The organism is Mycolicibacterium arseniciresistens (assembly GCF_030519285.1).
Lineage (GTDB): Bacteria > Actinomycetota > Actinomycetes > Mycobacteriales > Mycobacteriaceae > Mycobacterium > Mycobacterium arseniciresistens.
Map to the genome: position 1 here is coordinate 1 of NZ_JAUMSQ010000293.1, position 10,063 is coordinate 10,063.

At 69.8% G+C, this 10,063-nt stretch carries 12 protein-coding genes; 8 read left to right on the top strand and 4 right to left on the bottom strand.

The annotated features are described in order from the left end of the window. Positions 1 to 173: 173 nt before the first annotated feature. Positions 174 to 692, top strand: coding sequence for a hypothetical protein (locus Q2100_RS25940; RefSeq protein ID WP_302916380.1), 519 nt, complete (start codon positions 174 to 176; stop codon positions 690 to 692). 10 nt (positions 693 to 702) lie between these two features. Here the strand turns inward: Q2100_RS25940 and Q2100_RS25945 are convergent, their stop codons facing one another. Both Q2100_RS25945 and Q2100_RS25950 read right to left on the bottom strand, forming a co-directional pair. Next, positions 703 to 1,404, bottom strand: coding sequence for an anti-sigma factor family protein (locus tag Q2100_RS25945; RefSeq protein ID WP_302916381.1), 702 nt, complete (start codon positions 1,402 to 1,404; stop codon positions 703 to 705). Further along, positions 1,401 to 1,940, bottom strand: coding sequence for a sigma-70 family RNA polymerase sigma factor (locus Q2100_RS25950; protein WP_269895235.1), 540 nt, complete (start codon positions 1,938 to 1,940; stop codon positions 1,401 to 1,403). The genes Q2100_RS25945 and Q2100_RS25950 overlap by 4 nt, the downstream gene beginning before the upstream one ends. 181 nt (positions 1,941 to 2,121) lie before the next feature. Between Q2100_RS25950 and Q2100_RS25955 the strand changes: the two genes are divergently transcribed. The 3 genes from Q2100_RS25955 (at position 2,122) to Q2100_RS25965 (ending at position 4,876) form a co-directional block, all read left to right on the top strand. Further along, entirely contained in the window at positions 2,122 to 2,817 is a 696-nt protein-coding gene (locus tag Q2100_RS25955) for a hypothetical protein (RefSeq protein ID WP_302916382.1), read from the top strand. 42 nt (positions 2,818 to 2,859) lie between these two features. Beyond that, a complete protein-coding gene (locus Q2100_RS25960) occupies positions 2,860 to 3,777 on the top strand; it encodes a hypothetical protein (protein ID WP_302916383.1) in 918 nt (305 codons plus the stop codon). 169 nt (positions 3,778 to 3,946) lie between these two features. After that, complete coding sequence (locus Q2100_RS25965) at positions 3,947 to 4,876, top strand: esterase family protein (protein ID WP_302916387.1); 930 nt, start codon at positions 3,947 to 3,949, stop codon at positions 4,874 to 4,876. A gap of 9 nt (positions 4,877 to 4,885) precedes the next feature. On the opposite strand, the gene Q2100_RS25970 is transcribed toward Q2100_RS25965, so the two are convergent. Continuing rightward, the gene (locus Q2100_RS25970) at positions 4,886 to 5,317 is read right to left on the bottom strand and encodes a PPOX class F420-dependent oxidoreductase (protein WP_264011027.1); all 432 of its coding nucleotides are present in this window, start codon (positions 5,315 to 5,317) and stop codon (positions 4,886 to 4,888) included. A 103-nt stretch (positions 5,318 to 5,420) separates the two neighbouring features. Between Q2100_RS25970 and Q2100_RS25975 the strand changes: the two genes are divergently transcribed. From Q2100_RS25975 to Q2100_RS25990, 4 genes are all read left to right on the top strand, one after another. Next, complete coding sequence (locus Q2100_RS25975) at positions 5,421 to 6,152, top strand: ZIP family metal transporter (RefSeq protein WP_302916384.1); 732 nt, start codon at positions 5,421 to 5,423, stop codon at positions 6,150 to 6,152. Positions 6,153 to 6,289: 137 nt separating this feature from the next. After that, positions 6,290 to 7,498 (top strand): PP2C family protein-serine/threonine phosphatase, encoded by a 1,209-nt coding sequence (locus Q2100_RS25980; RefSeq protein WP_302916388.1) that lies wholly within the window; start codon positions 6,290 to 6,292, stop codon positions 7,496 to 7,498. Further along, positions 7,495 to 9,141 (top strand): sensor histidine kinase, encoded by a 1,647-nt coding sequence (locus tag Q2100_RS25985; protein WP_302916385.1) that lies wholly within the window; start codon positions 7,495 to 7,497, stop codon positions 9,139 to 9,141. The genes Q2100_RS25980 and Q2100_RS25985 overlap by 4 nt, the downstream gene beginning before the upstream one ends. Next, positions 9,138 to 9,578, top strand: coding sequence for a response regulator (locus Q2100_RS25990; RefSeq protein ID WP_264011030.1), 441 nt, complete (start codon positions 9,138 to 9,140; stop codon positions 9,576 to 9,578). Before Q2100_RS25985 ends, Q2100_RS25990 begins: the two co-directional genes overlap by 4 nt. Before the next feature lie 6 nt (positions 9,579 to 9,584). Here Q2100_RS25990 and Q2100_RS25995 read toward each other — a convergent pair. Beyond that, positions 9,585 to 10,063 (bottom strand): Rv1352/Rv1906c domain-containing protein (locus tag Q2100_RS25995; protein WP_302916386.1); only part of this gene is annotated, 479 nt, incomplete at its 5' end.

The window sequence follows — 10,063 nt, forward strand, 5'->3', positions numbered from 1 at the left end:
GGGCGGCTGCGGCTCGGTTGCGGCCGGGCTGCACGCGCTCAGCGCGACCGTCGCCGCCGTGATCGCGATGAGCACCGGCAGCCGCATGCGGAGATCCTATTTCGGATGCGGGCGCGCCGGCGGACCCGGCCATCGATGTGGGAGTCCGCCTCGTCGCGGCTACGATCGCCGACATGTCGCAGCCTTTGCCCGGTGAGACGCCGGACACCGGGGTACCGCAACGCTCACGGTGGGTGTCGGGCACTGCGCTGGTGCTCGCCGTCGCGGCACTCGGCCTGTCCGGGTGGGCGCTGTGGCGCACGTTCCCCGGGTCGGCCGCTGATGTGCAGTACCCGCAGGCGCAGCGCGATCAGGCCCGGCAGAACACCTGTGCGGCAGCGGAACTGGTGCGGACGGGGGTGTCGTTGAACACCGGCGAGCCCGGGCCCGTCGCGCCTGACGACGTCGCGGGATCGCTCGCCGCGGCCGCCAATGCCCGGCTGTCCCTCTTCGACGGTGGCCAGTACCTGCTGGCGCGCCTCGATCCGGCGACCCCCACCGAGCTGTCCGGTGCGGTGCACCGACTCGCCGACGCACTCATGGACATCGCGGCCGCAGCGACGGCAGGCGCGCAGAACTCCGATCCCGATCAGGCGGCCCGGCTGCGGGACGCCGACGCGGCCGACGCGGAGGTGCGGCGGCTCTGCGGCTGAGTCGTCCCGGTCAGGCGTTCACCGTCGTCACCGCGAGCTTGGTGTCCGTCCCGGCGACCCGGATGTCGACGGTGCGGATCTGCGAGGTGGGGATGACCGTGGCGGCGGCGAGCCCGGTGGCTTCGTCGCCGGCCGGACTCCACGACGCCACCGTCGACTGAGCGCCGTCGACGGTGGTGACCACGAGGTCGTAACTCGCCACGCCGGTGGCCCATTCGGCGGTGTACTCGCACGTCCAGTCGAACCGGGTGCCCCACCCCTTCTCGGACACCGCGAGCGCGGCGCTGACACCGCCCCGGGAGCCCGGCGACATCGCCTGCAGCGCCACCTCGCCCGTCGGGGTGGCCTGCCGCGGGATCACCGCGTACCCGACGAAGCCGCCGATGAGCAGCAGTGCCGCGGCGGCGGCCAGCGCACTCGTCCACATCCCCGTCCGCGAGCGGCCCTTCCGCCCGGCGCGGGCGTCGGCGAGGGACGTCACCGCGGCGGGCTCCCCCGGTTCCTCGTCCGTGCCGGCCGGATCGAGGAGCGCGTAGGCCTCCTCGGGTGTCAGCGCGTCGAGGAGCGGCGGGATCACCCGCAGCTCCTCCACCTCCGCGGCGCGCGCAGGGTCGGCGGCGAGATACCGCTCGTACTCCTGCTGCTCCTGCGGCGTCAGGGCGCCGAGCACGTAGGCCGCATCCCACTCGGCCAGGTTGTCGTCCGTACTCATCGGACCACCCCCCTCTCCTCCAAAGCTGTTCGCAACGCCCGAACCGCGTAGTGCAGCCGTGATTTCACGGTGCCGGGCGGAACCCCCTCGTGGGCGGCGATGTCACTGATGGTCTGCCCGAGGTAGTACGTCCGGACGATCGCAGCCCGGTGCTCCGGGCTCAACGACCGCAAGACGTCCGCCAGCACCATCTTGTCGACCGAGGGGCCGAAGATGTCAGGCGTCTGCCGCTCCGGCATCTCTTCGGTCTGCTGCTCGCGGGTGAAGCGCGCGCTGCGACGATCGTCGATGACCAGGTTCTTGGCGACGGTGTTCAGCCAGGCCCGCACCGACTCGCTCGGCCGGGCCAGCACCTCCGGCTTCTGCCAGAGCCGCAACAGTGACTCCTGCACCACATCCTCCGCGAACTGCTGATCGCCGCGGGTCAGCCGCAGCACATAGCGCTGAAGCGGAAGGCTGTGCGCATCATGCATCGCGCGCAATTGCTCGGCCTGGCCGGCGGTGCGCGCTGTGGGTGGCGTCTCCGGGCTTGTCATCTCTCACCTGTTCGACGGGTGGGACTGCGATCCGGTTCAACCCGACACCGGTTGTGCCCGATTCTGTCAGGCTTGGCACCGCGGCGCGGAGGTCACCGCGAACCGCGATGAACCTTTTCGACCCCCGGCCCGTCGATGGGAATGACCCGCTCCGCCCGGAGCGCACAGAAAGGACCTATTCATGGGTGGATACCGCCGGATCGTGCTCACCTGCTCCGGTGCGTTGCTCGCACTGGGCACCCTGTCGGCCTGCGGCGGTGGCTCCGAACCCGCGAAACCGGATGCCACACAGAGTTCGTCGGCCACATCCGCTGCCACCGCCTTCCCGCCGTCGGCCACCTTCGTCGCCGACATGGACAAGGACGGCGCCGCGATGACGATAGGCATCACCGTCGACGGCAAGAACATCACCGCGTACGCCTGCAACGGCACCGACGACGAAGCCTGGTTCTTCGGCGAACAGAACGCCGGCGGCATCGACATCACGTCCCGGTTCCGCGACACGCTGACGGCGTCGTTCGACGGCACCGATGTCGAGGGTGACCTGACCATGGACGGGACCACCTACGAATTCACCGCCGCGCCCGCCGAACCGCCCGCCGGCATCTACACCGCGGCCGCCGGCACCACCCGCGCGTCCTGGATCGTGCGTCCCGACGGCTCGTCGCTCGGCGTGCAGTTCACCGGTGACAACGACGACCTCACGGTCTTCGAGAAGCAGCAGCTGAAGCAGGCGGAGTTCCGCGAGAAGGTGCGCAACAAGCGTCAGCTCCAGCGGGCTGAGCGCCTCGAGCGCACGCAGAACGGATCGATGAGCTCGACGATCAACGGCACACTGGTCTCCCCCAACCGGGTGAACGGATCCTTCCGGCCCTGAAATCGGTTGCCCCGGCGAGCCGCATCTGATCGGCTCGTCCGCATGTCTTCGACCCGGTGGCCCTCACTCGCCGACCAGTACGCACTTGCGCATCTGGTGTACGGCGACGGGGGCCACCGCGTCGTCGACGACTGGCTGTCGGAGCAGACGGCTCGGGTCGACGATCCCGAATTCGCGGCGGAGTTCCGCGAGGTGCGGTTGCCGGGCATCTCCCCCGGCGAGTTCGCGCACCGCCTCGTCGGCTCCTCCCGGGGCGACCTACTCGGCGGCATCAGGTTCCGCGGCCGCGACATCGGACGGCCGTTCGTCGAGGTCGTCGCCCACGACTTCGAGGACCTCGGCGACCTGCGGGACTGCGTGCGGTCGGAGTGGGCGGCGTTCGCGCCGCGCGCCCTGCGCCTCTATGCCGCACCCGGCCGGCTCACCGGTGCCGGAGTCGTCACCGACCTGACAGTGCACGCCGGACGCTGCCGCGACATGGCCGCCCCGGACGGCCGGGTGGAGCTGACACGGTTCGACGTCGGCGACGAGGCGGTACGACTCGTCGCCCGCGCGTACGGCAGGCTGGCAACGACCGATCCGGCGCTGCGCCGCAACATCTTCGCCGCCGACGCGGAGGCGGTGACCGCTTGGTGCGCGGCCGGCCGGGCACATGCCGTGCGTGCGGGCGGGCGCACCGTCGGACTGCTCGCGGTGGCCCCCGGCCGGGTCAACTGGCTCGAGGGCGACGAGATCCTGGAGGAGGTGATCGAACCCGAGTACGCCGGCCGTCGCTATGCCGCATCGGCGCAGACATGCTGGGCGCGCCTCGTCGGCGACCGGGACCGCCTGCTGTTGGGCACGATCGACCGCCTCAACACCGCGTCGCGGCACACCGCGCTGCGTGCGGGCAGGCCCGCGGTGCTCGAAGCCGTGTTCGTCGCGCTCGGGGACGGCGAGGAAGGTCGCCGAGTCCCCTGATCACAAGCCGATCACGGCCCGGCGTGGGCGGCACGCCGGACCGCTTCGACGGCGATACCGTGCCCGGTGCACTGCCAACGAACCGAGACGGATACCGATGATGGCTTGTTCTGAGTCCAGGTCGCGCGCACGGACACCCCGGGCGTCGGTCGTCGTCCTGCTCGCGCTGATGCTGCCGGGGCTGCTGGGGATCGCGGGCCAGTCCGCCACCGCCACGGCCTACTCGCGGGAGGGACTGCCGGTCGAGACCCTGGCGGTGCCGTCGCCGTCGATGGGCCGTGACATCCGGATCCAGTTCCAGGGCGGCGGCCCCCGCGCGGTGTACCTGCTCGACGGCCTTCGGGCCCAGGAGGACGCCAACGGGTGGGACATCAACACCGCGGCGTTCGAGTGGTACCACCAGTCGGGGCTGTCGCTGGTGATGCCCGTCGGCGGACAGTCGAGTTTCTACAGCGACTGGTACCAGCCGGCGGCGGGTTCCAGTGGCACCGTCACCTACAAGTGGGAGACCTTCCTCACCCGGGAGCTGCCCGCCTGGCTGGCGGCCAACCGCGGCATCTCACCGACGGGGAATGCCGTTGTGGGCGTGTCGATGTCGGGCGGGTCAGCGCTGAACCTCGCGATCTGGCATCCCGCCCAGTTCATCTTCGCGGGATCGCTGTCGGGTTACCTCAATCCCTCACTGGGCCTGTGGCCCACCATGATCGGGCTGGCGATGAAGGACGCGGGGGGTTACAACTCGACGAACATGTGGGGGCCGGCCCGTGACGTCGCATGGCGGCGCAACGACCCGACGGTCAACATCGCCAGGCTGGTCGCCAACGGCACGGCGGTGTGGGTGTACTGCGGCACCGGCACGACATCGGACCTGAGCACTGCGGGAGGCAATTTCGGCGGGACGTTCTCCGCCGGCTTCCTCGAGAACATCACGCTGAACACCAACAAGGCGTTCCAGGAGAGCTACGTCGCCGCGGGCGGGCGAAACGCGATCTTCAACTTCCCGCCGGACGGGAACCACAGCTGGGGGTACTGGGGTGCTCAGCTGCAGGCGATGAAGCCCGACCTGCAGAAGGTGCTCGGGGCGGCTCCCACCGCCTGAGCGGCAACCTCAGCGCAGGCGTTCGCCGTAGACGTGCGCAACCGTCATCGTCATCAGCACGCGCCGGTCGGAGACCATGACGCTGCGGTACTCGTCCCAGTCGGGATGCTCGCCCGCAGCCCTGCGGTAATAGTCGACGAGGGCCTCGACTTCGGGACCGTGCGGGTCGGTGCCCGGGCCGGTGAGCGTGACCGTGCCCTCCGCGGTGGCCCAGGACCACCCGTCGGGACTCGTCACCTCCAGTGCGGCACGCGGATCCCGGCGCAGGTTGGCGGTCTTCGCCCGGCCTTCGGTCATCGACACGTAGAGCAGGTCGGCGTCGCGGTCGTAGTACGGCGTGACCGGCGACAACTGCGGACGGCCGTCGGCTTTCAGCGTGGCGAGCACACCCAGCCGGCTCTGGGCGACCAGCGCACGCGGGTCGAACGTGATGTCGGTCATGTCGAGAGCCAACCATTCGCCGGCAGCGGCCTATTCCGCGGCGGTTTGGACGGCGCCGAAACGGCCACACCGTAATCGGTACCGGAAAGGAGTGGATGCCGACGTGCTCACCGCGGTCTTGTTCGGGCTCGCCGCGTCCAGCGCCCTCGTCATCGGGGCGTCGGTCGGTGTGCGGTGGAGTCCACCCAAGAAGGTCACCGGGGTACTGCTGGCGTTCGCCAGCGGCGCCCTCATCTCGGCGCTGGCCTTCGAACTCTTCGAAGAGGCGTTCACGATGGGCGGCGCACTTCCGTCGGGGCTGGGCCTGCTGGCGGGCGCCGCCACGTTCGTGCTGATCGACACCGCGCTCGATCGCCACATCAGCGGCAAGTCCGGCCCGGACGAGCGCGAGGTCGCGGCGTCCGGCGGGCGTTCGGGAATGGGCCTCGCCCTGCTGGCGGCGGTGACCCTCGACGGTGTGCCGGAGAACCTCGCCCTCGGAGTGTCCCTGGTCGGCGGCGTTTCGCTGTCGCTGCTGGTGGCGATCTTCTTCTCGAATCTGCCGGAGGCCCTGGTGAGCGCCGTCGCGATGCGCAGCGGCGGGACCAGTGCGCGTGCGGTGATCGGGACGTGGGTGGCGTGCGGGGTGCTGCTGGCCGCGGCGGTGGTGATCGGCCGCTTCACAGCGGGCGCGATGAGCGAACACGTCCTCGCGGTGGCTCTGGCGTACGCCGGCGGCGCGGTGCTCGCCTCGCTGGCCGACACCCTGATGCCCGAGGCCTTCGAACACGGCCGGCCGCTGAACGCCTTCGCCACCGCCGGCGGCTTCTTCCTGTCGTTCGTGCTGGCGTCCTGACGGGGATCGGCGCCTCACCCGGCGGAATACACCGGTATCGCCGCGCCGGCGCCGGACCCGCTGGGTATTGTCGTCAGCGTCGCTTCGGTCGGAGGCGGACGCGGCCCGCGTGATGTGAGGTGAAGGACGACTTGCCGATGCGCGCCCCGCACGACTCGGGACCGATGCCCGTGCTCCCACCCCCGATCGAGCGTCAGACGTTGTCCCTGCTGTTGGTCGAGGATGACCGCGGCGACGCCGTACTCGTCCAAGAACTGGTGGCCGACGCCGACGCCGACTTCATCGTCGTCTGGGCCGAGTCGATGGCGCAGGCCGAACGCGAGCTGACGAGAAGGCGCCCGGACTGCGTGCTGCTCGACATGCATCTGCCCGATGTCAACGGCATCGAGGCGCTCGACCGCATCGCTGCCCGCGACGCCACCATCCCGGTGATCGTCCTCACCGGCCGCAACGACGAGCACTTCGGGGTCTCCGCCGTCGCCTCCGGCGCCCAGGACTACCTGGTCAAGGGCCGGGTGGAACCCGAGATGCTGCGTCGCGCGGTGCTCTACGCCATCGAACGCAAGCGCGCGGAGCTGACCGCGGTGGAACTGCACGCCAGCCGGCTGCGGGCCCGGGAGAACTCCCGGCTCGAACGCGGGCTGCTTCCCTCGCCGCTGCTGCTCGACAATCCGGGGGTCGAGATCGTCGCGCAGTACCGCCCCGGCCGGGAGAACGCCCTGCTCGGTGGCGACTTCTATGACTTCGTGCAGACACCGGACCGCACGGTGCACGTGATGATCGGTGACGTCGCAGGTCACGGGCCGGACGAGGCGGCGCTCGGCGTGGCGTTGCGCATCGCGTGGCGCGCGTTGACCTTCGCCGGCCTGCGCGGCAGCGAGCGGATGCGACAGCTCGAGCGGATCCTGCATGCCGAGCGCGCCAGCAGGAGGATCTTCGCCACCGTGCTCAGCCTGGCGATCCCGCCAGACAAACCGCTCATCACCGCGGTCCGTGCCGGTCATCCGGGGATGCTGCTGCACGGTCACGGGACGGTCGACTGGGTGGAGCCACCCGGCGGTCCCGCCCTCGGGCTGCACTCCGGTGACTGGGCGCCCCAACAGGTCGAACTCCCCGTCGGGAAGGGTCTGGTCCTGTTGACCGACGGGCTGTTCGAAGGGCATTCCGGCCGCGGCAACGAACGGCTGGGCGAGGACGGACTCCTCGCGTTGGCCCGGTCGCTGGCCGACCTGCCCGGTCCGGAGTTCGTCGAAGCGCTGATCAACGGAGCGGAAGAGATGGCGCGCGGCCACGGCGGCATCACCGACGACATTGCGGTGGTGCGGGTGGAACGGACGCCGCAGTGACCGGTGAACCAGCATCCGTCGCCGATCGGCACCGGGGCTCGCAGCTGACGGTCGCAGGCTGGCAGACCCTGGTGCTGGCCGTCATCGGCTTCGTCGTACTGGCGGGCGCGGTGGCGACCGTGGTGCTGCTCAACCGTACCGACGGCGTGGCCCGCGATCTGGTCGACGGCATCCAGCCGTCCCGGGTGGCGGCCTATCAACTCCAGGCCGCCCTGCGTGATCAGGAGACCGCAGTTCGCGGATACGCGATCGCCGCCGATCGCCAGTTCCTCCAGCCGTACTACGACGGACAGCGCGCGGAGCAGGTCGCCGCCGATGACATCCGCGCCAGGCTGGCTGACCGGCCCGACCTGCTCACCGACCTGGACGCCATCGAAAACGCCGCCGACTCGTGGCGGACGAACTATGCGGAGCCGTTGATCCGCAGCATCACTCCCGGCCAACCGAGCTTCGTCGACAGCACGACCGCCGAGCGCGGCAAGCTCGAGTTCGACAACCTGCGGGCCCTGTTCAACGTCCAGAACGAGCAGTTGTCGGCGGCGAGAGCCACCGGCGTGGGCGAACTCGCCGAGGTCCGCACCTGGCGGGACCGGGTTCTCGTCGCGATCGTGGTGGCGTTCATCGCCGCGGCGGTGGGGTTGGCGGTGCTGGTCCGCAACGCGGTCAGCCGCCCGCTGGAACGCCTGGCCGAGACATGCCGCCGCATCACCGAAGGCAATTTCACCGAACGCATCGTCCCCCGGGGACCCAAGGACATCCGCGGCATCGCCGTCGACGTAGAGAACATGCGGCAGCGCATCGTCGACGAGCTCGACTCGTCGCGATCGGCGCGCGAGCGGCTGGTGCTGCAGGCCGAAGCACTCGACGAGCAGGCCGTGGACCTGCGTCGGTCGAACGCCGAACTCGAGCAGTTCGCCTACGTCGCCTCGCACGATCTGCAGGAACCGCTGCGCAAGGTGGCTTCGTTCTGTCAGCTTCTGGAGAAGCGGTACGGCGATCAGCTCGACGAGCGCGGGATCTCCTACATCGGGTTCGCCGTCGACGGGGCCAAGCGGATGCAGGTGCTGATCAACGACTTGCTGACGTTCTCCCGCGTCGGCCGCCTCAACGCGACGTACGCCGAGATCGAGCTCGACGCCGCCCTCGACGCCGCGCTGTCCAATCTGGAGACCTCGATCGAGGAGGCAGGCGCGCAGATCGTCCGGTCCGCGCCGCTGCCCCGGGTGGTCGGCGACCCGACGCTGATGGCGATGCTCTGGCAGAACCTGATCGGCAACGCCGTGAAGTTCCGGCACGAGGACCGCGCTCCACGCATCGTCATCGACTGCGAGGCCGGCGCCGGCGACCACGATGGGCAGTGGCTCATCACCGTTTCGGACAACGGCATCGGCATCGGCCCCGAGTTCGTCGACAAGGTGTTCGTGATCTTCCAGCGGCTCCACGGCCGCGACACCTACACCGGCACCGGCATCGGCCTGGCGTTGTGCAAGAAGATCGTCGAACACCACGGTGGCGCCATCTGGATCGACACCGACTACCCCGACGGGACCCGGTTCCGCTTCACCCTGCCCGCTGCGCTCACCGCGCCCCACGCCGCAACCGACGAACTGGCGGCGGCTTCACCGGAAGGAACACCCTCATGACCACGGCCGGCCGCGCCATCGACGTCCTGTTGATCGAGGACGACCCCGGGGACGAGTTGATCACCCGGGAAGCGTTCGAGCACAACAAGATCAAGAACAACCTTCATGTCGCGCACGACGGCGAGGAAGGCCTCGACTTCCTGTATCAGCGAGGCGCCTACCCGGACGCGCCGCGTCCGGATCTGATCCTGCTCGACCTCAATTTGCCGAAGTACGACGGCAGGCAGCTCCTCGAGACGATCAAGTCCGATCCCGACCTGTCGCACATCCCGGTCGTCGTGCTGACCACCTCGTCGGCGGAGGAGGACATCCTCCGCAGCTACAAACTGCACGCCAACGCATACGTGACAAAGCCGGTCGACCTCGATCAGTTCATGAACGCGGTACGCCAGATCGACGAGTTCTTCGTCCAGGTGGTCCGGCTGCCACAGTTCTAGGCGGCGTCAGCGCGGGGGCAGCGCGCCGTTGCCGGACTGGCGGGCGTTGTTGTCGATGGTGTTGATCCACTGCCGGAACTGGAGTCCGGCCACGATCGGCGGCAGGGTCTTCGCGGGTGCCGCCGAGTCCGACCGCTGCCACGGCTGACAGCCGGAGGTGCTGAAAGCCCGGTCCGTCGCCTCGATCGACACCGTCTGAGGCTTCTTCGTCATCGCGTTGTCGAGGATCTCGCCGTGGTCACCGGCGCCGAGGCGCTTCCAGTAGCAGACGCCGCCTTCCACCGGTCCGGAGGACACATACGTTCCGGGGACGATCTGGGTGCCCACGTTGTAGGAGCCGTCCTCGCTCATGGCGGTCTGCGGCTCGGCCGGTGGTGCGCCCTCTTCGGGCGCGGCGTCCGGGGCCGGTGCCGATCCCGGCGAAGCCTCCGCGGGCGGTGCGGCTTCCGCGGGCGGTGCGGCCTCCCCGGGAGGTGCAGCCTCCG